This is a genomic window from Anaerobacillus sp. 63XJN7_5_ISO-PGPR-S23-430, assembly GCF_056173695.1.
In genome coordinates, this window is the sequence record NZ_CM149686.1 from 3,801,088 (window position 1) to 3,827,364 (window position 26,277).

A 26,277-nucleotide genomic window follows, 5' to 3' on the forward strand; every position below is an offset into this window, starting at 1 on the left:
CCGCGCACCAACATACCACTCACCCCCTAAATAACCGCCCGCTCACCCTCTACCTCAACCACTCGCTTCGTTTCATTCGCTTCCAGTGCAGCTAAAATCACCTGCAACGATTTCATCCCTTCTTCACCACTCACGGCTGGTACGGTATCGTTCGCAATACAATCCACGAAATTCTCAACCACGTGCGTCGTTTGCTGTCCGGCCGCTTCATTCGTTTGGATTTTCTGAAGCTCATATTTCACAACATCACCGTTTTTGTACTGAACAACCAGTGAATGCTCCGGATCATCCTCTAGGCGAAGCACCGCATTTTCCCCATAGATTACGGTTGAATTATCGCCACCAGAAACGTAAGACCAGCTTGCTGCGAGTGTGCCAATCACTCCCATCTCCGTTTTAAGAATACACACCGCATTATCATCCACATCCGTGTTATCCTTCGCCTTCGTTTCTACAAACGCGCCAACCTCCACAATTTCTCCAAGCAAATAGCGCATGAGATCTGATTTATGTACGCCAAGGTCTCCCATCGCTCCGATAAACGCTCGCTCTTTATCGAAGAACCAGCTATCCGCTCCATCAATACTCCACCGTTCAGGTCCAGGATGACCGAACGTTGTGCGGAAGCTGTAGACCTTTCCAATCTCGCCGCCTTCGATCAATTCCTTCGCTTTCACGTGTGACGCGACGAATCGCTGATTATGAGCAATCATTAGCTTTTTGCCATTTATCTCCGCAGCTTCATTCATTGCTTTCGCTTCCTCAATTGAAGTCGCCATCGGCTTTTCACAAAGAACGTGCTTCCCTGCTTTCAATGCCGCAATCGATACAGGTGCGTGCAACGCGTTTGGCAAACACACGCTCACTGCATCAATCTCATCATCTTCAAGTAACGTGAGATAATCAGTATATGCCGTGCCGCCATACAAGTTCACCATATCCTCCGCGCGCTCCTTAACCACATCACACACCGCTACAATTTCCACATTTTCCTCTGCATTGTACTCCGGCAAATGACGCCGTCTCGCAATACTTCCACAACCGATAACCGCTACTTTCATTTTTTTCATTCCCTATCCCTCCATCGTCTCAGATAAAATGTCACTCGGCATTGAAGCAGGTTGCTCGCACTTACTCGTCATCTCATAATGCTTACCTTCCACTGAAGATTCATGTATACCATGCATAGTTTCTAGTACATGATAAGCAAGTTCACCATTTGCTCGTGGTTTCCGCTCTTCTCGTAAAGCGTTCACCATGTCCACCACACCAAGCCCACGGCTATTTTCAATCGATCCATGCGTAAGGGAAACTTCCTTCCATTCAACTTCTCCCGCATTTCTTACTAGTACCGGACCGCCGAACGTATTCGGATCAGGTACACTTAACGATCCATTCGTACCGTAGATTTCTAGAAAAGGAGTTTTCGCTCCCCATACATCAAAGCTCGTGATGATCGTACCGATCGCGCCATTTTCAAAATCCAAAATGCCTGCAACGTGCGTCGGCGTCTCGACCTTAATCGTCTGTCCAGACTTCGGTTCGCTTGTAATCATCCGTTCAGGCGAGGTGATCCTTGTCGATCCAGTAAGTCGACGAATCGGGCCAATTAAATGAATGAGAGCAGTTAAGTAATAAGGACCCATATCAAACATCGGCCCCGCTCCCTCTCGATAGAAAAAGGCTGGATCAGGGTGCCAGCTTTCCGGTCCATGACCCAGCATGAAGGCGGTCGCAGCAACTGGTTCCCCTATTGCGCCATCCTCGATTAGTTTCTTACACGTCTGAAGTCCACCACCGAGAAATGTATCAGGTGCAACACTTACTAAAAGATCTTTTTCCTTCGCCTTCACTAGAACCTTTTGCCCGTCTTCAAGCTTTATCGCTAGCGGTTTCTCAGAATACACATGCTTTCCTGCTTCTAATATGCGTAAACTAACTTCTGCATGTGCCGCAGGAATCGTTAAATTAAGAACGAGTTCTATGGTCGGATCTGCCAAAAGGGCGTCCACATCCAGAACACGAGGAATCTCATATTTATCTGCTTTCTCAACTGCTTTTTCGTGATTCAGATCAGCTACTGCAATCACTTCGAGATTCGCATACTCGCGAAGATTCGTTAAATAAATGTCGCTAATGTTGCCACAGCCGATGACACCAATTTTCATTTTCTCCATACTCTCCCACTCCTTTCCAAGTTCCTTAACCTTTCACCGCACCACCCGTTAGTCCTTTTACTACTTTTTCTTGTGAGAACAGGTACACAACGAGCATCGGAAGACTCGCAAGTGTTAATGCCGCCATCAAACCAGGGACATTTACTGAAAACTCTCCATAGAAATCTTGTAATCCTAATGGTAGGGTCATGTTCTCAGGGCTTGATACGAGAACGAGCGCAAAGATAAATTCATTCCACAGATGAATAAAATTATAGATAAAAACGGTCATAAGAGCCGGCGTTAACATCGGAAGGATAATGCGCCAAAAAATACCGAAATGAGAACAACCATCAATCTTAGCAGCTTCTTCTAATGACTTCGGAATTTCTTGCATAAATTGCGTTAAAATAAAGATCGAAATCGGTAAACTGAAAGCAATATAAGGTCCAAGTAAAGCTAGCAATGAATCATACAACCCCATATTTTGAGACAGCTTAAAGATCGGGATAAGCGTGGCATGAATTGGTAGCATCATTCCAGATATGAAAAGAAGAAACAAACCACGGTTAAACTTGAAATTCATTCTACTTAATGGATAACTTGCTAGAGCAGCAATTAACATAACTGCCACAACTGCCACAACCGAAACTAGGATACTGTTTAAAAAATAACGAGTTAGCCCCATCTGGAATACATCCGCGTAGTTACCCCACTCGATCGAGGTAAAAATAGCGAATGGTCTTTCAAAAAAAGTGCTCTGATCTTTTAATGAGGTCGAAATCATATAAACAAATGGATAACCAGTGAAAACCAAAAGCAATAATCCGATTAGATACAAAGGCATCTTCCTGAGTGATTGCACCATTAGAAAGCCCCTTTCTTCTTGCGGTTATAATCAACGATTTGGATCAGTACAGTAACAACGAGCGCAATGAGAAACATTAGAAACGCAATCGCACTTGCATAGCCCATGTTGAAGTTAATAAAAGCCTGCTTGAACATATAAGTGCCCATCAGTTCTGTTGCGTGATTCGGTCCACCACCAGTCATAATATAGAAAATATCAAAAGCCTTTAAGGATCCAACAATGGCTAGAATGGATGAACTCACAATGGTTGGCATAAGCAAAGGTAACGTGATGTGGAAGAACTTCTGCCAGGAATTCGCTCCATCGATTTGGGCAGATTCATAGAGTTCCTCTCCTATCCCGACCATAGCTGCCTTAAATAGGATCATATAAAAAGGTGAGAACTGCCAAACGACTACTAATAAGATCGCAATCAACGATGTGTTTTCATCACTAAGCCATGCTACATTTTCAAAGCCAAGTAAATTCACAATCTGATTAATAATCCCGTTGATTGGGTCAAACATATACACCCATAAGAGGCCGATCGCAACCGTAGACATTAAGAATGGAAGAAAATAAACGCTACTAAACAAGCGAATGCCTCGTATTGGTGCAAACAGCATCAGCGCCATGATCATGCCGAGTGGAATTTGGACAAAGACAGACGTCAGAACAACCCATGCATTGTTCGTAAGCGAAGTCCAAAAGACGGCATCGTTAAATAATTGAACGTAATTATCGAGGCCAATAAACGTTTTATCATTCGTTCCATCCCAGCTGTAGAAGCTATAACCTAATGTAGATAAAATGGGGTAAATCACATAGACAAGATAAATAATAAGGGCTGGCGCTGTGAATAAACCAATCGTGACCGCTTTTCTCATATTGCGCTTCTTCGTTCCGTGAGCCACTCTCGTCGTCTCGCTTCTTCTCGCCACTTCAGCTGTTTCCATATGTAAAGCTCTCCCTTCTGTAGATAAGAAAGAGGGGACTCATCCCCTCCTTCACTTATTCAAGAAGCTCTTCTGCCTTGGCTTCCATTTTGTTAGCTGCTTCTTCTGGCGTCATTGATAGACCGAATAGTGCCTGCGTCGTATCTTTATGAAGTTCAGCAAGCTCTGGAGGAAGTGTCTGGTCATAAGGCATTTGAATATGAGAAGCATTCTGAGCTACATCATAGAACTGCTTTACAAATTCATCCTCAGGAACAACATCTTTTACAGCTGACAGCGTTCCCGTGCGATCCGTGAATTTCTGTGCTGTTTCTTTACTCGTTAACGCTTGAATAAACTCAGCTGCTAAATCAGGATTTTTAGATTCTTTTGCAACTGACCAAACCGGTCCAGTGGCACCACCGACTTGCGTTTCATTTCCTTCCCCACCTGAAATCGTCGGGAATACGAAGAAACCAAGTTTCTCCTCGAACTGTGGAGCTTCTTCTCTCACGTTATTTAAGAAAGAGATCGTCATATCCATCATCGCAGCTTGCCCGGAGTACATGAGCTGTCGACCGCGGCCTTCATCGTAAGGAATACCGTTAAATCCAGCATTAAATGCATCCATCTTGACGAGATCTTGAATATACTCACCCGCTTCAACATAAGCAGGGTCATCAAAACCGCGTCCTTCGCGATTAAATGCGCTCTCGAATAAATCTGGTCCACCAATGCGACTTGCAAAATTCATTAAATAGTACGCTCCTGGCCATTTCGTTTTATTCGTTAACGCAAGTGGCGTCACATCATTCTTTTTCAGCGTCTTAATCACTTCAGTAAATTCCTCATACGTCTTTGGTTCTTCAAGATCATACTCTTCAAAGATTTCTTTGTTGTAGAAAATCACATCGAGCGATAAACCTAATGGAACCCCGTACACCTTTTCATCGAATGTCCCGTTATTTAATGCCATTTCTAAGTAATGATCTTGATCGATATTTTCAGTAATATCCTGCACATTTCCCTGATCAACGAAATGCTTCAACCAGCCGCCACCCCAGCTCTGAAAGATATCTGGTGGATTTCCACCTGACATCGAGACAGCTAATTTCTGCTTGTAAGCATCGTTTGGTGTTTGGAGTAACTTCACCTTCACACCATCATGTTCTTCTTCAAACTGCTTCGCTACTTCCTGAAAAAGCTTTTCCCGTTCACCCGTTTCAATGTGCCAAACTTCAATTACCTTCTCATCCCCGTTGCCAGAATCAGAACTTCCAGATGCTCCCTGGTTCCCCCCACATGCCGCTAACAGCAACAACACCAAAACTGATAATAAAGCCGTTACTTTCTTCATGCTTTACCCCCTAATTTGTAGTAATGACTATATAGCAACTGATCAAGAATGCTTACTAAGGAAATAGTTCATACTCATTTCAATACTTTCCAGAGGAGAGCGCTTACATTTATCTTGTTCAACAATCCACCAGTCAACGTTAGACACATCGCCTTGATTGAGGACTCCATTAAGGTCAACCCCTCCTGTGCCGAGCTCAGCGAAGAATTGCTCCCCATCCGTGGTCATGTCTTTCAAATGAACAAGAGGCGTGCGATCTTGATATCGCTTCATCCACTCTACCGGATTTTCCCCAGCCCGAGTGAGCCAATAAATATCAAACTCCGCCTTCACCCACTCTGGGTTCGTTTCATCTAAAATGGTCTCAAGTGCAGTTTTACCATTCGACAGCCTCTCTAATTCAAAATCATGATTGTGATAACATAACGTGATACCTTCTTTCGAGCACTCTCGTCCAATTTCATTCAAGCTTCGAATGAGCTCCGAATATCCTTCCTCTGTTCGCATTTCAGGTGCAAGAAACGGACAAACAAGTTTGGTACTCCCAATTTCATGCTGATACGCAATCACACTACTTAAATCTTCCTTTAGTGTATCGAGAGGAATGTGGCTAGAAGCTGCCATTAATCCAAGGTCATCCATTACTTTCTTCAAATCTTTTGCAGACATATCGTAATACCCTGCAAATTCCACACCCTGGTAACCGATGTCCGAAACCTTTTTCAAAGTACCAATAAAGTCCTTTTCACTTTCCTCACGTAACGTATACATCTGTACTGCAACAGGTATATTTGCCATTTACTATCTCTCCTTTAAATAGTTGATTTGTTTACCTCAGCCGATAGTCCGTTCTTCACCTCCTGGAAATAGTCGACTTCATAAATGTAATGGATTACATTTATGAATATAATTAATTGCTAATGAGCTTAGAAACAAAGGTTTCTCCACCACTCATAAAGTAAACGATTACATTTCAGTGAAACAGAATAGTCATTAAGACTAAACCTGCTTTTTATGACCACATGAATCTCTGATAATAAGTTTCGTATCAAGCACGTGCTGCTTTTTCGTTAAGGTCTCTCCATTAATTTGCTTCAAAAGGAGTTCCATAGATCTTTGTCCCATTTCCATAAAAGGTTGCGCTACTGTCGTAAGCGACGGCTCAAAGATATCTGAGAACTGGATATTATCAAAACCAACAACCCCAATGTCTTCTGGTACTCGAAGCCCGTGAGCTTTAACCGCTTTAACGGCCCCCATCGCCATGCTATCATTTGCAGCAAATATAGCTGTAGGAGGGTTTTCCAGTGCAAGAAACTTATTCATCTGATTGTAACCAGATTCATAATGATGATCTCCCTCTTGAATAAGAACCCCATCGATTCCTATGCCACGCTCAAGAAGCGCCTGTCGATAACCTTTTAACCGATCCCGACTTAACGGAATATCTAACGGACCTGTAATCATTCCAACTCGTTGATGTCCAAGCTGCAGTAAATGCTCCACCGCATTACGTGCACTGCTAATATTATCAATGGCTACAGTAGGAACGTTGAGTTCTGCAATAAAGTCAGATGTAAGCACAACAGGGTATTTGTCAGCGATGTCAGTAATAACGTTATTATCCAACCTCGTTGTTAATAATATCACCCCATCTACCTGTTTCTGCTTCAACTCTTCAAGATAGCTGTATGCTTTATCCGGATCTTGATAAGTATTTCCAAGAAGCACTTTGTAACCCGATTGATGTGCGACCAAGTCAATTCCGGCAATCATTTGCGGAAAAACATTATTCTCAATAGAAGGCACCATAACGAGGATGGTCTTCGTTTCAGTTCTTCTAAAATAACGAGCTAGAACATTCGGCTGATAGTTTAACTCTTCAATTGCCTGAAGCACCTTCATTCGCGTTTTTTCTTTTACAGCATCAGGATTTTGAATTACCCTGGACACAGTAGCTGTTGATACATTCGCAAGCTTTGCTACATCTGTCATATTCGCCATTTCAATTATCTCCCTAGTGTTTAAAATAGTATCTTTATTTTAAACTATAAATGGCTGATAGTGAGAATTCAAGCAAAATGTAATGGATTACATTTAGTGAACCGATTATCTATTTCCTGCAACTGATGCTCATTATAGAGAATAAATAGGCAAACTTCAATAGATTTCAGAAAATTTATTTAATTAAATTAATTAGAATGCACTTACGATACTTAGATCCCCCTCTCCTCGGATCTAAAATTCATTCTAAACAAATCCACAAAAAAGAGCCCAACGTAACCTAACCATTGGACTCTCAAAATTAATGTGACCTTAACGTTGCGAGAAGTTTGCCACCTACTTGATTAACAATAGGGTATTTTTTATACCTTCTCCACATTGTGGAGACAGCATCGCTGCTCTTCAACACTTCTTTGAGCGTTTTTCTTCTTGTTACTTCTTTCTCTTTTTTCTTAATTTCAGAAAAGATCCTTGAGCTGTTACCATCATCAATATAGTTAAAGTACTCAAATCGCTTGCTGCTAATTTCAGGTTTTTCAGCGAAATTCGTGCTCGCATACTCTTCGAATTTTGAAACTAACGCTGCGGAAGAGTATGCGACATCTCCAAATAATTCTTTGTTAAGATCCATATAACTTCCCTGCAATTCATTATACTTACTCAAATCAAAATGGAAAAATAGCACTGGCTTCTTTTGATAATACATTTCCCAGGCGACACTGGAATAATCCGTAATTAACATACTGGAGCGCATCAGGAGATCATTAATCTTTTCCTCACCGAATTGAATGACTCTTACATGCTCATTTTCACTAGTAAAATGGGCGACATAGGGCATGAATTTAGGATGAACATAGAAATTGAGAAGCAAATTATTTTTCCTTAGCGTGTCATGTAGCTCATTAGAGTTTAGCAGAGCATTATAAGCTTTATAGTAATCGGATAGCACAAATTCGCCTTCTTCTACTTCATCAAGCCAATTCCGCCAGGTCGGCATAAGAAAGACCTCTTTTTTCCCGCTATCGGTTGGCTCTTGGGAACGGTCTTCTACTACATCCCATCTTGATAAGCCCGTCACAATAATGTTCTTCGCTTTATATCCAAAGTGGTCCATGACGATTTGCTTTTCAAAATCGGAGGACACAACGAATAAATCAGCTGAATTCGCTGAACCAACCTTAAACGTATTTTCTACCTTCTTCAGTCCCAACACACCGTGCTGTAGAAAGACGTAGCGCTTACTATTCACATAATCACGAATCGGTCCACGAGCCACCCTCCAGGCATAACCGTGTCCCTTCGCTTCAGATGAAACAATCACTTTGGAAGATAGGATTAAGAAAAGGTGTTTAATGCTCATGAAATAAACGACTCGTTCCTTATAAGGAATTAAATTGCGTTCATCTTCAGACCCTTTTTTAATAACATAGTAAACCTTCTTACCTTTATGTTCTTCAAAGCAATGTTTAAAGAAGTAATAGGCATTATCTTGCGCTGTTTCTGAATATTTCTCATGAATTAACCAGGTAGGTTTCCAAAACGCATTCCAGTAGAAAAGGATATACAAATAGTACGCAATGTACTCATTCATTTTGTACTTTATGCTCTCATATTCGCCTTTATAGCGATAAGTGATACTAACCCCACCATTAATCGTGATATAGGGATAGATCATGTAGCCATTGGATTGATTTAAAGTGTATTTCCCCATCCGATGTTTCAATTGCTTATGAATAAGTAAATTATCACTAACTACTCTAATTAATCTCGTCTCGTGATTATTTACTTTTACTGAAATAAAAAAGTCCCAATAAAACTGTTCAAATTCAACTTCATTTAATTGAATGCGGAAACTTACTTTTTGTTTATTAGCGGACGTTTCCACCACTTTATGATAAGGTACACTTACTCGTTTACTCTTATCACTACGTAGCCTTAAGACGAGCTCCTCCACTTCGAAGCTTTTTATTCTTTTCATTGAAACCGTAGCCGTCAACTGCAGTTCACCATTTTGTTTAAGATTCAAACGATGAAGAGAAACGTTACCAGGATACTTACTTTTTAAATATTGCTCCTCAGTACTAACGTAAAATGAAAATTCATGATCATTTGTTAAATAAGGTGAAAGATAAAGATCCTCCGTTATAGGAAGATGACCGACATGCCGTTCGAGGTGGTTGAGAGGGTTATTATACTCACCGACTCTTCTTACCTCAACTAGGTTAGCGTGCCGAATTTCAACAAAAAGATCCCAACGGCTTGTGTTAGTAAATAATCCATTGAATTGGCTTATAGACACGCCGATTTCTTCCACTGAACCATGTAAATGACGGGACACCTCCAAATTCACGATCTCATCTCTTTTACGTTTCTTCAAATAAAATTGAATTTCATTCGCATATTCGATGAAATTCGTAGAAACATCAAATAAGATGCTATCGTGCGTAACACGTAAGTTCTGAGCATGAAGCTGCCCCTTCACTATTTTTGTAGATAAAGGTTGCACGATTGGGGTCACTTGACTATTCTCAAAAGTTAACGAATAAACTTCAAGAATATTTCCACGCTTAAAATGAAGTTGAAGCTCACCTTCTCCATTTACAAAGTCATTCGTGTTTTCATTATGCATTGTTACAGATTTATCTTCTGGATGATAAGATGAAGGGATCTTTCGGGAAGTTAAATCATTCGTGTGAACCATTACTGGTGAAGAAGGAAAGTACTGATTGATATGTAGAATGAGACGGTTGTCTTCTTCTTTCATGGAGATGACCTGACTTTGGAAATGAACAACTTCAAAACTAACTTTTTCTAACTCACTTATACTCCCTATATGCAAGGAAAGTTCATTCCGATCCGTAAGATAAGGAATCCAAGAGTTCTCCTCCATTTCAACAATCGGTTTCAAATACCTTTGTGCTCTAGAAGCTATCGGAGCTTGATAGACACCAATCCTCTTTCTATCCATACTTTTACTTCGACCATTTATTATAAAGAAATCCCATTTTCCTGAGCTTAACCCACTGAAATTCTCTTTAAATAAGCTGAAATTAATAAAAGAACCTACTCTTTCTTGTTTAAAATCCGGCCAAATATATTCTTCATTTTTACGATTTATAAGACATAGATTGAGAGATTCTAAATCATGAATTTCTTCATTTTTTATCTGGAAACTTAACATCTCTCCATCCCATCGCACATCGTTTAGTGCAATAGTTCTTTTTTCAACTTGATGACGTTTAACAAGCATATATCTCTTCCTTTGTACCATTAATTTTCCTTTTAATTAGGCAAAAACAGCTATTTATTTTCACACTCAACTAGACGCATCATAGATCTTTATCCATAACAATAGCCTGAACGTAATTTACAATTTCTTTACAAAGAATAAATTAAAAAAATACCTCGTTTTCTATTTTCAAAACAAAAGATCGTTTGATTGAAATAACGGTAAAAAACTCTACTCCCTTAAAAGAGATGTAAAGTCGAATGATTGGATAGTCGTTTTCGGATTCCATTTATACCCATTTAAAACCAATGATAACCAACACATAACGTTAATATTACCACTTATAGATTCGTTTTCAAGCATATCTGACTAAAAACTAGTCAATTAGTCATGCATGTGTCTATTCTCATAGATTGAGATCCGCTTCTTATCACACTAATTTTAACGGAGATATTGATACAAAAAAAACCCATCACCTAAATATGATGGGTTCTTTACGTTCATTGGAATGGATTAATCAAACGTTTAATTAATTCCAAGTTCCTGTTGATTCAGCATCTTTGTTTTAACAACAGGGCCTTTTATCCCCTCGATGTTGATGACAATTAACCTTACTAGCTTACTAATGAAAACCGACGTTCCAAGCACTAGGGTGAAGATAAGTACAATATATTCTTTTTGCCATACCGCATCTGGCAAAATACTTGAATACGCGAAAATCATGAATGGAAAGATAAAATAGAGGCCTATTGTGTTTTCCCCAATGGAGTGCAAGAAAATATCCAACAGCACCACTTTTCTAACTGATCGATAAATCCCTACCAAGGTTATCGTTATCACAGGCACCGTTATCATAAGAAACCATTCTGCCTGATAGATAGAGCCATTCATCAAATAGTAGGTAACCTCGAAAACAATTAATCCAATCAATGGTACAAGTCCGAATCGATTGAATTTCTCTAGAAAGTTCTGTACAGAATCCCAGTGCCGAGCTAAGTAACCTCCAAGAACAAAGAAGAAAAGCCATTTCAAAAGCAAACCGTCTTGGGCCAGAAATGCATTACCTTCCGTTAAGACTGGAGATACGAAATAGTAATGAACCAGTCCAGTAATAACTAATAGAATCGACCAACCAACTTTAGTTTGAACAAGCTTCAGTAAAGGGAGAAATAGAAGAAATTGTAGAACGACTGAAATAAAAGACAAGTGATAGAATGAATCCCCCATGGCAAAAGTAAGAATAGAATCTTTCCAACCGGTAAACATCTCTACGTTCATGGCTACTTTTGCAAGAACAAGATAGAAAAGGCTCCAGAGAACGAATAGAAGAATAACCTTAGAAACTTCAAAAGCACCTAATCGCTTCTCCTTCTTCGGCGATGGTTTAAATAGATATAAGCTAACGATCACTGCAAACATCGCAATCCCAAATTGACTGAGTTGATAAGTAATAGAGCTAATCTCATTCAATGACTGTCCTTCTCCAAAGAAAAGCATTTCCAAAACATGAACGAGTATTAGAAATAAACAAGTAATCGCACTTAGAAAAATGATTTCGCTTTGACCTTGATTCGTTCTCTGCATGAGCTCACATCCCGTTGTGGTTTGACTTGATACCTCTATTATAAGGATGTGACTCTCGCTGTGGAGGGATAATGGCTATTCTTTACAAAACATTAATAGAGCTGACATGATCCTTACAATGCCTTGATCCGCACTAAATAATATTCTCGAAAGAGCAAGAATAGCCTTCGACAAATATCGGGGAGTGACAGGCACCGCGAGCCGCAACCGCACCACCGACAGCAAAAATAAGACTGCTAAGCTACGCTTAGCAGTCTTATTCCATTCCATCAACTCGCTTCATTCGCAACAAGATACACTTTCTTGTTCCTTTTAACAAGAAAGACATATGCTCCTACGGCAATCAGTTCACATGCTGCAATCACAAGAGCCATTGATAAACCACCTTCCCCTAATCCTACAATTGGGGCAACAATAGCACCGAGAAGAAATGGTAATAAACCAAGTAATGCTGAAGCACTTCCGGCATGCTCAGCTTGATTTTCAAGTGCTAGTGAAAAGACGGATGTATTCACCACACCTACACTTGAGACGGTGAAAAACAAAAGAATGCAAACATAGATAACAGGTGCATCCATTGCGATCACCATTAGCAATAAAACACTGCTGATCATAGCTTGCGATAAACCGTAAACAAGCAGGCGACTCTCTCCTACTTTTCCGGCAAGCCTTCCTGTAGTTTGGGTCGCGATGATTAGTCCAACGCCGTTCAACGCAAAAACAAGACTAAACATTTGAGCAGAAAGTCCATACACTTCTTGAAGCACGAATGTGGAACCTGAAATGTACGCAAACATCGCACTCATCACAAATCCTTGTACGAGCACATAACCGAAAAAGATTTTATCTTTAAAAAGAAGTCCGTACGTCTGAAGAACCTCTTTGAACCCTCCTGTTTTTCGCTTATTAACAGGCAGTGTTTCTTTTAAACCAAATAGAACCGCAAAAAACATAATGGCGCCGATCACAGTTAATACGCCAAAAACACCACGCCATGATAAAAATTGGAGAAGCTGTCCGCCTGCAACTGGCGCAGCTATTGGTGCAATTCCATTCACAAGCATAAGTAGGGCAAAGTACTTCGTCATCTCTGTTCCTGAGAACTTATCACGTAGACTCGCTCTTGAAATCACCATTCCGGCTGCACCTGAAAGTCCCTGAAGTAAACGAAGGGCAATGAATGGCCAGATCGACGTCACAAAGAGACAAAGTAACGAAGCGATCGTATAAATAGTTAGTGAAATGATGAGAGGCTTACGTCTTCCCTGTATATCACTAAATGGTCCAACCACGATTTGCCCCAGCGCTAAACCAATTAAACAAGCTGTTAAACTTAGTTGTGCCATAGACGCATTGGTTTGCAAATCATCAGCCAACGTAGGAAGTGCCGGTAAATACATATCAATTGTTAAAGGACCAAACGCACTAAGAGCACCAAGTATAAAAATAAAGAAATAGATGGATTTCTTTGAACCGCTTGAGGTCGCTGTTAATTCTTCTTGTTTCATAATTGCTCTCCCCTCAATATCTTATAACAGAACAATCATAAACCCTCCAGTAACTGGAGGGTCAAGTTTTTTATTATCTTGAAGAAGAATTTAGTGGGAAGAGTAACTGAAAAGAGATAATGAATTTGTGAATTCAGCGTATCCTTAACCTCCATTTATGTAGAACCGACTCACTCCTTTTACCCCTTAGCACTCATATATGAACTAACCTTCTTCATTCTCGCCGATCTTTTATCATACGTTTTAGTTCTTCTGTTTCACTTAGCTGTTGCTCCTGGTAAGTCATGATCTGAGACAGTCCAAGCAGAATAACCCCAAAGAATAAGCTACTCCCAATAACGTTCACACCACCAAACCAGGATTGAGATACATTCCATACAATGATCCCAGTGATTACTCCAAAAATAAGAATCATCCAACCCACTAAGAAGGCGGCCACTTTAATCCCACTGTCTCTCTTTGTATTCATGATAGCACCTCTTTTTTTTCTTATTTTAACACGAACTGGTAAATAACTGGATATGAATAGCAACCATCTAACACGAAAGAAGGCACTAAGAACTCGTTTCTATCAAACTAAAAAGCACCCCTGGAAGTAACCCAGAGATGCTTTAATATACCTTTTCGAATTGTCATTATTTCTTCAACAACCGATTAATAACATCTTTATCAAACGACTTATACCCCTGGGATATAGCCCAGTCCATCATATCCTTACGATCAGGATGATTCACATCATTAACAATTTGGAGGAATTCTTCAAATCCTCCTTCTCCACCTACATCTTCAGGAGGAGCATTTCCTCCCCCATCAAGGCAAACAGAATAATTTAAATCTGAATTTTGAATGACTCGTTCTACCTCAATTTCATGCACCCAGTAATCTCCATAATCGTAGGTATACACCATGCGAGCAGGCAGATAATCCGAAAGTTTCTTTCCTCCCTCTAATGCCATTGGCGTTTCTCCTTGAAAGTCAAATGCATGCTTACTACTGACTAAGTTCATAAGTGGACGATTATTATTTTTATCTGCTTCCAAAGGATAAATCATGAAATCATGAAGATGAGCATTCATCCACCCAAAAGTGGTTTGTAAAATTCTATGGAAACTCGAAAAGGTTGTATTCGTCGGTACTCTTAACCTTCGCCATACATTATAATCCCTGAGTTGCAGCGTTACCTTCAGAACTACCGCCTCTATACTAAAAATCTCCCCACCTGAAAGCTCTTCTAAGTCTTTGTACAATTCCTCATTTGGTACAATGTAGCTATTCTTTCCGTTTCCATACAACGTATTGCTAACCCATTGACTCAATTCTTCTTGGATAATTGTATCAGGGTCAATCATATCTTCACCGAATTCCACGTTTTCACAAGCTTTGTTTAATCTCGCAACCGTTGTGCGATTTTTAGTTTTGGCATAAGTCGTCTGTCCCGCGTTCTGAACGACTTGATCAATAATCTCTTTCTTAATCCCTTCTGCCGCATACACTCGTTCAATTCCTTTAAGTAATAGCTGATCCAATTGCTTAAAGTCTTTCGCTTTTACACCATATAGTACAATTGCATAGCGATTTTGATCATTAACGAAAACTACTACCTTTTTCCGTCCAAGCTTAATGACGTTAGCATGCCAGGAATGTAAAGGTTCCTCATCTACATCTATCGCTACGTCGTCTTTCACTTCATCTAATAGTTTTTTGGTACATTGAATTAGCATGTAAGAGCTCCTTTTTAAAGTTGATTTAGAAAAAGACCCACTCAGTCAGTAAATTTCGCTTCATGTATTCATTCTCTAACTCCAGAAGTGTTTCGTCAAATGGCGAATGACTTATATCGTTATGAATGAAACTAGTATTCCACTCTAACTCCCCCTGCAACTCAAACCAGTCCACTGCTTTACATAAAATAAAACGGCGGGAGTTAAACAAACGTTTGTTTAACTCCCGCACCATTCATTTAATCGTCTTTTGAAACCCTCTTAACCTCTTGAAGCAACGGCTCATACAGGTCTGAACCTTTTTTTACATAATGAAGTTCCTTCACCCCAGGTACCTTCAGGTGTATTGCTCCGCTTTCCTTGTTGTACCACAACCTTAATCCATCAAGAAAAACGGACTTTTCTGTTTCGGAAACTTCTAGTTTCATCATTTATCTCTCAATCCTTTCTTTAGTTTAGTAGTGCTCATCAACAAATACCTGCTCTTCATCAGCAGACAATAACCGACTCGCCTTTCCGACTGACCCGTTATTCAAGCTCCAGAGCTCGTTATGAACGTAGACCGCATTTTCAAAATTTCCGTTTTTCCATTTCATTAACGCTTGCTTATATAAATCGTAATGTTCATATTCTCCCTTACCCTCGACTTGATCCAGAATGGTAAGCATGTCGTCAATACGCTCATCTGTCATTTCAACAAGCGTCCACTTTTCATCAGCATAAACTTTCTGATGTGTCATACCGTGAAGAGTGTTCATAAAATGCTGTTCACTCGGTATATCATCATTCGCTGTTGAATCCGATCCATCATCAATATAGCGTTCCTGATCAATCTCATCTGCCGCTTCTGCTGAGCCCTCATCAGATGCTTCAGTTACGCCTTTGTCTTCTAGTAAAGTTGTATTCATATCTGAGATAAACCAATAGCCAAGTCCAAGAGCCAAAAGGACGATTGATACGATTGAAATCAGTATTGTTTTAGTGGATGGCATGTTTTAGACAACTCCTTAGTATGATTGTTCGTTCAATTTATCTTTTCGTGCTAGATCTATGATTCCAGCCAGGTTAACGATGCTTCGCTTAAGGACGACATGTTGTTGCTCTAGTTCTTTCGCTTTTTCAACGCTATCGTCTTCAGGAGATGCGGAGTCGTTTGCTAGAGTGTCAGCTTTTGTATAGATTTTATCTATCTCACTTTTTAATGCCGGAAGTTCATCTGAATAGTTCATCGCTAGTTCCATCCGATCTCTCACTAATGCACTCCGATCATGGATTTCTTTAATACCATCAACGTTCACAACCCATCTAAAATCAACTTCATTATTATAGACTCCCACGACAGGAGGCGATAAAAGTTCGACTTCCATGTCAGCTGCCTTTTCATTGATATATCCCATAACGACGCCCATATATTGATCTTCTGTCGGAAGAGGTTGATCGTCAACTTCAGGGTCTCTTTGCCCCCAATTAATACTCGAAATATATCCAGTATCTTTCGAAAAACTATAACCATTCTCGTATTCAATATTGGACGGAATTTCTGAATCCTCCAATGAAATGCGATTTTCTTCTGGCAACTCCCATTTCAATAAATAGTCATAAATTTTTTGGTAATGCTCATCAGGAAATTTCATTTCATCAAATTCAGCTTGTTCATTCTCCATTTTTTTCTCTACTTCATCATCACCAACAGATAAATCTGGTTGTTCTTGTTCTTCTTTTTCCAGCCCTTGTTCTGTTCCAAAATAATTAGCAACTCCATTTGACCCAAGAATAAATACCAAAAGTAAACAAGTAACGAAAGATATGGCCGGGACCAATCGTCTTGGTTTCCGCTTGGAAGAACGACTATGAATTACGGTGTAATAAATCCGCTCCTTCTCCCTCTCACTCACCTCGCCCTTCTTCAATACCGTTCCATCCATATCCTTACGAAGATTTTTCAGCTTGTCTTCCATCTACTCAACCTCCTTATAAAGCTCACGAAGTTGCAATTTAGCACGCCTTAATCTTGTTTTTACTGTCTCTGTTTTAATACCTGTTAATTCTTCTATTTCCTGAAGACTTAAATCCTCATAATAGAACAATATAATCACTTCTCGATATTTCACCGAAAGCGAGAGAACCTTCTGAGAAATCTCTTCTCCTTCACTTTTTTGAACGAGTATTTCATCAAGACCAGCCGCCACCTCCACCTTTTCATCCCCACGAAAAGGAACCATCGACCTGAACCACTTACTTTTCAAATAATCTTTGCATCGATTGACCGTAATTTTAAACAACCAGGTTTTATAGCTACTTTCTCCCCTGAAATGATCTATGTTTTTAAAACAAGAAATAAATACTTCTTGCGTAATATCATCCGCTACCGCCCAATTTTTCACATATGTATAAGCAAGCCGCTTAATCTGCTCGGCAAAGTCATCAATCAACTCCCTAACGATTTCATTTCTCTCAAACTCATTGTCTGTTTTTTTCTCCCCCAACTAGCTCCCCCCTGGATTCACCTGTATGATAGACGACTTACCTTTCGTTATCGGTTCAAAAATATACCATCTTTAGCAGTTTACGACCAGAATTAATATCAAATTTTATCTAGCTAAAGATATTCAACACAAAAAAGAACCGCAGGAAGTTCGGGGGTTCCTGGGGTTCTTGAGTTGATATATCGTTTTCAAGTACTGACATTCTTTCAACCAAATGATCAGCTCTTCAAAGAACGAATGATACAATTTTGAATAGCTCTTTTATTTTCGCACAAGCATATTCTTCTTCACATACGCCCAGTTCTGCGGAAACGAAAAGCGAAGCCTCCAGTAAGTCGTACCCAGCAAACCATAAGCTTGCATTTGTTTGTATTTGGCTGTGACGCTTTGGATATCTTCATACCAAACTGAGTGCGACGTATTTGCAAAGGTGTAGCGGTAGTTTGGCGCCTGTGCGGTTTGGTTGTATTGAATGGGAATCCACGCATTGACTGCTCGATTCTGGGCTATTTGCGCAGAAATCATTTGAGCTGGTTTAGACTGAATCGGCACCGTCCAATCATATCCATACAGGCTCATCGCCATCATCACTTTACGAGCATCGATCTCCCCAGTGGCGTAAGTTAATACCTGTTCGATCCACCACACAGGTGAGATCGGGTCAGCTGGACCAATAGCGTATCCGTAGTCAATCGTCATAATGGAAACTATGTCCACAACCTCACCAACCGCCCTGTAGTCAAGAAAACCGACTAAACGGTTTGTAGGTATGTCGCTGCTTTTGGCATGTGCATTGAGCTGGAGTGTTAGATTACCAAGCCCTTTCTTTAACTCTTTTAAAAAGGAGGTAAAATCATTCCTTCTCTCAGGTGGAACGAATTCGAAATCAATACTAACCCCTGCATAGCCTTTTTCTTTTACTTTCGCAACGAGATTTCGAACGAGTGTTGCTCTTCTTTCTTTATTTTGAAGAACCGTAGCGGCTAACTCCGCACTAAACATTTGCACGTCATAGTTACTGATGACAAGTAATGGCTTAATGTTCAACTGTTTCGTTTGCTTTAAGATTAGATCATCATCGATTGTAATAAGCTCGCCTTCAGTCGTGAATGAGTAAGTGAAGATAGCTAAATAGGTTATAGAATCTGCTAATTCATTCAACGTTTCTAAGTAAGGTGAGCCTTCTATTGCATCAAAGAAGACGAGGGTTTCCATAGGATATTTCTGCATAGTAGGAATCCGAATTCTTGCACCGATTGGAATCGTTGTCGGATTAATATTAGGATTAGCCGCAACGATTGCTAGCACGGATGTTTTATATTTTTGAGAAAGGTTCCAAAACGTATCTCCCTCTTTAATTTGATAATATCGCTCAGGTAACTCCTGATCGGGGATATACAAATTCAAGCCAGGGACAAGCCGATCAGAAACGAGACCGTTCACTGTCTTCAAAGTGGAGATTGGGACACCATAGGTCATTGAAATGCGCCAAAGATTATCCCCCATTATTACTGTGTGGACCGCCATTGAATCTCCTCCCAATTATGCAGCAGACTATACTGTTAGTGTATTTTGGGAAGGAGAAGTTCATGAATCATCCTATATTTCGACATAACTTTTCATACTTCGGGCGGTGACAGGCACCATTCACCATCAATCCAACGAAAGAATATCATCCTCTACACCAGGTCCAACAGCACTTGTTCCACCTAAAATAATATAATCAGTCGTTTGCTCTTCTTTGAAGAATTTATAAGTAGACTCTGGTAGTTGATTTTTCTTAGTTAGAATCGTAGGTGCACCAAACTTGGCTGCTAAGACAGACCCAGTCAAAGCATCAGCAAATCCTTCACCCGTCGCTACAAAGACGCCGTATGTGGGTAGCTTCAGCTTCTTCGTAACAGCTATTGATGTTTCATAACGATCATTTCCTTGTATCCTTGTTGCCGATGGAAGTTGTTTTTTCACTTTCTCACTAATCGCATTCGGGCCGCCAATCACGTACGTTTTCGTATAACTTGCCATCGCATCCTTTGTTGCTTTTGATAATTCATTTGTATCCGTTAGAAAGATTGGGTGACCGTACATAGCTGCATATGGAGCCATGGAAAGAGCATCAGGGAAGTTCCCACCATCAACTACGACTGCCGTTCGATTTGGTAGAAGCGTCTCCGCGATCGCAGCTGCTGTTTCGTATCGATTCTCTCCTTGAATTCGATTAACGGTTAACTTCATATCTTTTTTTAATTCATTTTCTACCGCTGACGATATAGCATTCGGTCCACCAAGAATCGTTACCTTCTTCACGCCGAAATCTTTCATTAAATTCCTTACGCGCTTATCAAGCTTGGCTTTTGGAGTTAGAAGAATCGGTGCATCCATTTGGAATGCTAGCGGTGCCCCTGCTAGTGCATCTGGAAAAGTAGAACCGGTCGCAAGAACCACATTATCTGCTCCATTTGGCCACCCTGCTCTAGCAATCTCGATCGCCGTTTCATAGCGATCGTCACCTGAGATGCGATCAATATACTCCATATTCATGGCAGATAAAGCATACATGCTATCTGAACCACCGCCATTTAAATCAAGAGCTCCTATATAATAAGTTCCTTCTGGAATCACATATAGTTGAATTTGAACTCCGTCGTAAACCTCATTAACATCTGGAGTTAACCAGTCCCCATGTCCATCAGCAAGAAGGAAACCGAGGTCAATCCCACGTTGTGAAGCGCCTGAAACAACCAATTCTATCGGATTTTTCACTTCAATTTGATAGACGTCAACATCATCCCATTCAAACGTGCCATACACCGTATCATCGAGATTTAATAGATTCGCTCGATCCAACGTATCATTGGGTTCATTCTCCCAGTAATCCGTTAGAGTTTTTACCTTATTGGGATCAGTAGCAAGCTTGTCTCTTACTTGTGATTGAATTTTCTCAAGTTCTTCTCCAGTAAAAGTCGTTCCTTTCTTCTGCTCCACCTTTTTAATTTCATTTTTCAACTCGTCATGACCATCGTTGATTGCATAACCTTTTCCCGGAAACGTTAATCCACTTAATATTAAAAGACTAGCTACTAGATAGAAAACCACTTTCCTCATTCAACCATCCCCCGTTTTTCCCAAATAGTGTCATAAGCACCACTCTATTATATAGGCACTAGGAACCAGAAACCATGGGAGGTTCTGTCGAAGCATAGGAAATATGAAAGAGGAATAAGGGTGACCTAGTGTCAATCTATGTCAGTTAGATGAGCTACTAAAATATGAAAAAAAGAGCCCGAATCATCAATAACAATGATTCGAACTCCCTATCATTCATTCCTTACGTTTTTCATTCCATCAATTATTCTGCGCCGCAAACTTCTTCGTTAACTTTGATAGCAGCTCCGGCGTATCGTCACGATGCATGACAACTTCGATAAAGCAAAGCTTCTCATCTTCTGCATTAGCACTAGCGAGCACCTGATCAAGCTCTTCCTCCGTCACTGCTTTAAACGTCGTGAAGTGCTCCTCCGATCCAAACGCATGCGGAAGTTTTTGATAATCCCAAGTCGCAATATCGTTATAAACTTGCTCAGGTCCATGAATCGCGCGTTCAACCGTATAACCATCATTATTAATGAGGAAAATGATTGGCTTTAAACGATGACGCATGATCGTCGACAGTTCCTGTGCTGTTAGCTGGAATGAGCCATCCCCGATAAACAAAAGATTTCGTCGCTCAGTGTCTGCGAGCTGTGAGCCAAGTAAAGCGGGCAATGTATAACCAATTGAACCCCAGAGCGGTTGACCGATAAAACGCGCCCCTTCAGGTAAAGGCATCGTCGCTGCACCGAAGAAAGACGTTCCTTGCTCAGCTAGAAGGACATCGTTTTTCTTCAAGAATTTAGCCATTCGCTCATAAAACCACTTCTGCGTGATTTCATTTGAACTTGAAGAAACCTCATCCTCTGCAAATCGCGTTGCCTCCGCTTCTCCCTCATATCGATCCAGACGAGCAGCTAGTTCATCCATCGCCTGAATCATCGAAATTGGAGCGTATTTTGCTTCCTTCCACTTCACGCCATACGGATTGATCTCGACAACCTGTTCTTCCGTAAATTGATGAGAGAAACCACCCGTAATCGAGTCACTTAGCTTTACACCAATCTGGAAAATAACATCGGCTTCATCTACTCGTTTTTGTACCTCCGGAGAGCTCAGTTCACCGTTATAAACCCCGTTGAATTGAGGATGAGATTCTGGGAAGACTCCTTTTCCCATGCTTAACGTCGCAACAGGGTAACCTGTTTTTTCTGCAAAACGAAGCAATGCTTCACGTGCTCCGAAACGGTCCACTTCATAATCAGCTAAAATGACTGGCTGAGTCGCTTCATTTGCTTCTCTCGTAATCTCACGCACCATTTCATCCAGCACTTCAGCATTTCCTTCAAATGATAAACTCAATGGTGAAGCTGGTCTGTTAACCGGCTTATTGTACACATCAATTGGAAGATTAATATGTACCGGACGCTTTTCCATCCAGCATGTTTGCAGGACGCGGTCGATTTCCTGTGCCGCATTTTCTTCCGTTAAAGTCGTTTGCGCCACCGTTACTTCTTCATACATTCTCGCAAAGCGATCGAACTTCCCATCACCAAGCGTATGGTGAACAAGCGATCCATTATTCATGACAGCTGTTGTTGGAGTGCCTGTTATTTTCACCACCGGCACGCGTTCAGCATATGCGCCAGCAATTCCGTTCACTGCACTGAGTTCTCCAACGCCAAATGTTGTGACAAGTGCACCCGCACCATTCATTCTTGCATATCCATCCGCAGCATAAGCTGCATTCAGCTCATTAGCATTTCCGACCCACTCCATTTTTCCATCTTCAAGAATCGTATCAAGAAACGCAAGATTATAATCTCCGGGTACGCCAAACATATGACGAATCCCTAATTCAGATAATCGATCTAATAAATAATTCCCTACTGTATATGTTTGTTGCATCATTGAACACTCCTTAAATAACGTCAACTATGTTGACTTAATAAAAGGGTATCAAACAAAATGATATAGGTCAAACTTGTTGACTCTTTATTGGTGGCAAAAAGGACGCAGTGGTATACTAGGAAATACAATCAATGCGATATGTTCAAAGCTTCAGGGGGTAGTGATGAAGGAAAAAACGAACGAACAAATGAATGAAGTGTTAGCCATGTTTTACTTCGCCTACAAAACATTCACAGAAGAACCGGATATTATGATTGAAGAGTACGGCATCCAACGCGTTCACCACCGCATTCTTTTTTTCATCGCACGTTTTCCTGGACTTAGCGTGAATGAATTATTATCACTGTTAGAAGTAAGCAAACAGGCGCTTCATCGACCAATGAAAACTTTAATCGAAAAAGAACTTGTCACAACATCAGAAGCGGAACACGACCGCCGTGTTAAACAGCTGTTTCTAACGGATAAAGGCGAACATTTAGAGGAAAAGCTGAGCAACACACAAAAACAGCACCTCACTTCCATTTTCCAAGAACTAAAGCCTGAACAAGTCGATGCCTGGCAAACGATTATGGAGAAATTATCGGTCGAGCGGGATGGGTTTGAAGCGTGGAAGAACAAGTTAAAAAATGAACCAGATAACTCTAAATGATGTTGTTTTGAGTAAATTATTTGAGAGATAAAATAAGCGGCTAGCTTTATGACAAACTCATAAACTAGCCGCTTTTAAGATATTTGTTAAAATATACAATTGATCAATAAAAACACCTTTACCTCTTTATTATATAATTCGGAGCTTTTCTTTCCAGGGTGTTTTCCTTATTATTCTGTCCATTCGTTTTATCAACTGTATTATCATGCAGTAAAAAACTATACTTTCCAATCGGTAGTCCGTCCATATCGGATAAATCACTCACGATTTGATCGAATATTTCCTTGTTTGGTTCAACACCAGGTTCCTCCATATACAGTTGAATAAGAACACTAACCATAGCCGGATTGATTGATTCCCCTTCTAACATATTGACCCATTCATCTTTTGGGAGATCCGAATTTTCAAGATACTCGTTCAAAAGTTTTTCTTGCACAACACCACCGTAAATGACTACTTTATAATAAGGGGTTGTATGATAATTACCCACACCATTTTGGTTAGCTTCTTCAGAGATACCTACTACAGGATACTCTTTCACTTTTCCATCTAAATACTGATCAAGTTTCTGAAATTCATCTTCATAGATCCACGTGTATAATCCACTACTAATAGCAGCTCCAACCTGACCTTCTTGCGACCAAACCCCAGTAGAATCTACTGTCTCTGATTGCTGATCGACAGAGATAATTGCATAGGAGTAGAAATGTGGTTTGCCCACCGATTCGACAAAAACAATTGCACCGTCTACTGCTCCCACGATGCTATGTACCTTTACTTTGGTTTGATAGTTTCTCTTAAAATACTGCTTTACTGCCCGATCAACCTCTTCGCTATGTTCTTCCGCAATCTCACCGTTTCTTTCACCTTTCGCAAGCGTATAACCTTCCCCTGTATATTCTTGAACAGAGAGAAAGTATTTTTCTTCTACTCTATCTTTTATGGTGCTGCTTTCTTTATTGGCACACTCACTTATGAATAACAGACTAAGAATCCTGAAGAGAAAAAGAAAGTTTTTCACTAATTACTCCTCTCGTATAAATAAAATAAAAGTAGGATTAGCACTATTCATTCCAATAAAAGTAAATCTATTGTATCTTTTAATAGAAGAGACATATAACCTTTAACTTGGAGGTATCAATGAAACAACCAATTACTCTAATCATTCTTCTCTCTTTTCTTATAACAGGTTGTCAAATAAGTAATGAGATCAAAACAACTGATCCTGAAAAAGTTGATCCTAAAGAACTACCTAAAGTAAGAGCTTTTAAAGATGAGTTTACGAGAGGTTTCTTACAATCCATTAAAGAGACAAGGGAGGGATACTATCTTTTTCGATCAGATACCAACCACTACACAATGGACTTCCCTTCCGGAGGAGTAATAGGTGAGATGGGATATTCCATACAAAAAGTCTCTGAAAGTTTCCTTGTTGGTGTAGAAGGTAAAAATACTGATTCTGAAATATCTATAAAATACCTTGAATTTATGAAGAAAGAATTGAGAGAATCAAGAATTGAAACGCTAATAAAAAATTCAAAATCCCCACTTAATTTTGAAACAAGGGAATTGGATGATCGTACAATAAGTACAGCTTACTTCGAGACTGATAAGGGTTATTATGGATACGTGGCCCTAGTCCAAAATACTAAAAGATACGGGGCTGTTGAGGTAACTTACACTTCAGAATGTAAAGTGGACCTATCAAATTGTGAAGAAGTGATAAAAAGTAAAAAAAATTCCTTCACTAACTGGATTGAAAGCATTCATTTTATTAATCAAGAAACACACGAAACATCCAATTAACCACAAATCAAAACACCGCGAACGTTAACAGGCATCTCACTATAATAATGGGGAGGTTATCGCCAAACCAACTAACCTCTCTACTCTAAGAGTTCTCTCATTAGTCTAAGCAAATACTCCAGATTGTACAGAAAGCAATAGGAGAAAAAACACTTAACAGAAAAAATCCATTCATCAAAACGACAATAAATCAAACATAGCACAGCTAGTACTAATGTCTCTACTTCGCTGACCAAACAAAAAAATCTCTCAGTTACATTCCAAGAAAAGGATATCTATTGTATCTCTTAATAAGAGCCCTATAACAACCATATGAAGCTGGAGGATCACAATGAGATTAATTATTAGTCTACTCATGGTTTTATCTATATTTTTAGGAGGCTGTCAAATGAGTGAAGAAAATCAAACAACGGATCCAGAGAAAGTAGATACAGAGAAACTGCCGAATGTAAAAGCATTTGAAGATGAATTTACTAAGGGGTTCATTCAATCAATTAACGAAACAGAAGAAGGATTTTATCCTTTTCTTTCTGAAACTGGTGCTTATAGTATGAATTTTCCTCAAGAGGGCGTTATAGATGAAAGAGGATATTATGTACAAGACGGTACTGAAAAATATAGTATTGGTCTAAAAGATAATAATGTCAGTACCAGAATCAATATTAAATACTATCAATTTATGAAAGCTGAATTTATGGAGTCTAGCTTGCAAACGCTTGAAGAAAATTTTGACCTCCCTCTTCAATTTCAAGAAAAAAAACTTGATGGACGCACTATACAAAGAGCTTTTTATGAAGATGAAGATGGTTACTTTGGAGTAGTCGCCATGGTTCAGAACACAGAAAATAATGGAGCTATTGAAGTGACAACACTTTCAGAGTGTAGTAAGGGTAATGCCGACAGTCACTGTAATCAAGTTAAGAAAGATTACAAAACCACTATCTATCATTGGCTAGAATCCATTAAATTCATTACGGAAAGTGAGTAAACT

23 protein-coding genes are annotated in these 26,277 nt (G+C 39.9%); 3 read left to right on the forward strand and 20 right to left on the reverse strand.

Translation table 11 applies throughout. From position 1 onward, the window contains the following. Positions 1–26 precede the first annotated feature (26 nt). From AC0VYJ_RS19655 to AC0VYJ_RS19745, 19 genes are all read right to left on the reverse strand, one after another. Positions 27–1,070 carry a Gfo/Idh/MocA family protein gene (locus AC0VYJ_RS19655; protein ID WP_475365985.1) on the reverse strand — a complete coding sequence of 348 codons (1,044 nt, stop codon included), beginning with the start codon at positions 1,068–1,070 and terminating at the stop codon, positions 27–29. 3 nt (positions 1,071–1,073) lie between these two features. Then, positions 1,074–2,177 carry a Gfo/Idh/MocA family protein gene (locus AC0VYJ_RS19660; RefSeq protein WP_475365986.1) on the reverse strand — a complete coding sequence of 368 codons (1,104 nt, stop codon included), beginning with the start codon at positions 2,175–2,177 and terminating at the stop codon, positions 1,074–1,076. Positions 2,178–2,202: 25 nt separating this feature from the next. Next, positions 2,203–3,024 carry a carbohydrate ABC transporter permease gene (locus tag AC0VYJ_RS19665; protein WP_283153465.1) on the reverse strand — a complete coding sequence of 274 codons (822 nt, stop codon included), beginning with the start codon at positions 3,022–3,024 and terminating at the stop codon, positions 2,203–2,205. After that, the gene (locus AC0VYJ_RS19670) at positions 3,024–3,962 is read right to left on the reverse strand and encodes a carbohydrate ABC transporter permease (RefSeq protein ID WP_475365987.1); all 939 of its coding nucleotides are present in this window, start codon (positions 3,960–3,962) and stop codon (positions 3,024–3,026) included. The genes AC0VYJ_RS19665 and AC0VYJ_RS19670 overlap by 1 nt, the downstream gene beginning before the upstream one ends. A 55-nt stretch (positions 3,963–4,017) precedes the next feature. After that, complete coding sequence (locus AC0VYJ_RS19675; protein ID WP_475365988.1) at positions 4,018–5,298, reverse strand: extracellular solute-binding protein; 1,281 nt, start codon at positions 5,296–5,298, stop codon at positions 4,018–4,020. A 42-nt stretch (positions 5,299–5,340) separates the two neighbouring features. Further along, complete coding sequence (locus AC0VYJ_RS19680) at positions 5,341–6,096, reverse strand: sugar phosphate isomerase/epimerase family protein (protein ID WP_475365989.1); 756 nt, start codon at positions 6,094–6,096, stop codon at positions 5,341–5,343. A 201-nt stretch (positions 6,097–6,297) separates the two neighbouring features. Then, positions 6,298–7,302 (reverse strand): LacI family DNA-binding transcriptional regulator, encoded by a 1,005-nt coding sequence (locus AC0VYJ_RS19685; protein ID WP_475365990.1) that lies wholly within the window; start codon positions 7,300–7,302, stop codon positions 6,298–6,300. A gap of 301 nt (positions 7,303–7,603) precedes the next feature. Next, the gene (locus AC0VYJ_RS19690) at positions 7,604–10,552 is read right to left on the reverse strand and encodes a CDP-glycerol glycerophosphotransferase family protein (protein WP_475365991.1); all 2,949 of its coding nucleotides are present in this window, start codon (positions 10,550–10,552) and stop codon (positions 7,604–7,606) included. Positions 10,553–11,056: 504 nt separating this feature from the next. Beyond that, a complete protein-coding gene (locus AC0VYJ_RS19695) occupies positions 11,057–12,115 on the reverse strand; it encodes an acyltransferase family protein (protein ID WP_475365992.1) in 1,059 nt (352 codons plus the stop codon). 269 nt (positions 12,116–12,384) lie between these two features. After that, positions 12,385–13,623, reverse strand: coding sequence for a multidrug effflux MFS transporter (locus AC0VYJ_RS19700; protein ID WP_475365993.1), 1,239 nt, complete (start codon positions 13,621–13,623; stop codon positions 12,385–12,387). A gap of 214 nt (positions 13,624–13,837) precedes the next feature. Continuing rightward, positions 13,838–14,092 carry a hypothetical protein gene (locus AC0VYJ_RS19705; RefSeq protein WP_194218555.1) on the reverse strand — a complete coding sequence of 85 codons (255 nt, stop codon included), beginning with the start codon at positions 14,090–14,092 and terminating at the stop codon, positions 13,838–13,840. Between the two features lie 166 nt (positions 14,093–14,258). Then, on the reverse strand, positions 14,259–15,344 hold the full coding sequence (locus tag AC0VYJ_RS19710; protein WP_475365994.1) for a plasmid pRiA4b ORF-3 family protein: 1,086 nt from the start codon (positions 15,342–15,344) through the stop codon (positions 14,259–14,261). Positions 15,345–15,583: 239 nt separating this feature from the next. Next, positions 15,584–15,775 carry a hypothetical protein gene (locus tag AC0VYJ_RS19715; RefSeq protein WP_475365995.1) on the reverse strand — a complete coding sequence of 64 codons (192 nt, stop codon included), beginning with the start codon at positions 15,773–15,775 and terminating at the stop codon, positions 15,584–15,586. Positions 15,776–15,799: 24 nt separating this feature from the next. After that, positions 15,800–16,336 (reverse strand): DUF6241 domain-containing protein, encoded by a 537-nt coding sequence (locus AC0VYJ_RS19720; protein WP_475365996.1) that lies wholly within the window; start codon positions 16,334–16,336, stop codon positions 15,800–15,802. 15 nt (positions 16,337–16,351) lie between these two features. Beyond that, a complete protein-coding gene (locus tag AC0VYJ_RS19725) occupies positions 16,352–17,302 on the reverse strand; it encodes a hypothetical protein (RefSeq protein WP_475365997.1) in 951 nt (316 codons plus the stop codon). Next, entirely contained in the window at positions 17,303–17,830 is a 528-nt protein-coding gene (locus AC0VYJ_RS19730; protein WP_475365998.1) for a sigma-70 family RNA polymerase sigma factor, read from the reverse strand. Positions 17,831–18,091: 261 nt separating this feature from the next. Continuing rightward, positions 18,092–19,357, reverse strand: coding sequence for a LysM peptidoglycan-binding domain-containing protein (locus AC0VYJ_RS19735; RefSeq protein WP_475365999.1), 1,266 nt, complete (start codon positions 19,355–19,357; stop codon positions 18,092–18,094). A 126-nt stretch (positions 19,358–19,483) separates the two neighbouring features. Further along, on the reverse strand, positions 19,484–20,935 hold the full coding sequence (locus AC0VYJ_RS19740; RefSeq protein WP_475366000.1) for a cell wall-binding repeat-containing protein: 1,452 nt from the start codon (positions 20,933–20,935) through the stop codon (positions 19,484–19,486). A gap of 240 nt (positions 20,936–21,175) precedes the next feature. Then, positions 21,176–22,828, reverse strand: a complete 1,653-nt coding sequence (locus AC0VYJ_RS19745) for an alpha-keto acid decarboxylase family protein (protein ID WP_475367527.1) — start codon at positions 22,826–22,828, stop codon at positions 21,176–21,178. A gap of 166 nt (positions 22,829–22,994) precedes the next feature. On the opposite strand from AC0VYJ_RS19745, the gene AC0VYJ_RS19750 reads away from it, so the two are divergent. After that, complete coding sequence (locus AC0VYJ_RS19750; RefSeq protein WP_475366001.1) at positions 22,995–23,480, forward strand: MarR family winged helix-turn-helix transcriptional regulator; 486 nt, start codon at positions 22,995–22,997, stop codon at positions 23,478–23,480. Between the two features lie 118 nt (positions 23,481–23,598). Here the strand turns inward: AC0VYJ_RS19750 and AC0VYJ_RS19755 are convergent, their stop codons facing one another. Next, positions 23,599–24,501, reverse strand: a complete 903-nt coding sequence (locus AC0VYJ_RS19755; protein ID WP_371017714.1) for a DUF1672 family protein — start codon at positions 24,499–24,501, stop codon at positions 23,599–23,601. 119 nt (positions 24,502–24,620) lie between these two features. Between AC0VYJ_RS19755 and AC0VYJ_RS19760 the strand changes: the two genes are divergently transcribed. Further along, on the forward strand, positions 24,621–25,286 hold the full coding sequence (locus AC0VYJ_RS19760) for a hypothetical protein (protein WP_475366002.1): 666 nt from the start codon (positions 24,621–24,623) through the stop codon (positions 25,284–25,286). Positions 25,287–25,674: 388 nt separating this feature from the next. Then, a complete protein-coding gene (locus AC0VYJ_RS19765) occupies positions 25,675–26,274 on the forward strand; it encodes a hypothetical protein (protein ID WP_194218544.1) in 600 nt (199 codons plus the stop codon). The last annotated feature ends 3 nt before the right edge of the window (positions 26,275–26,277 follow it).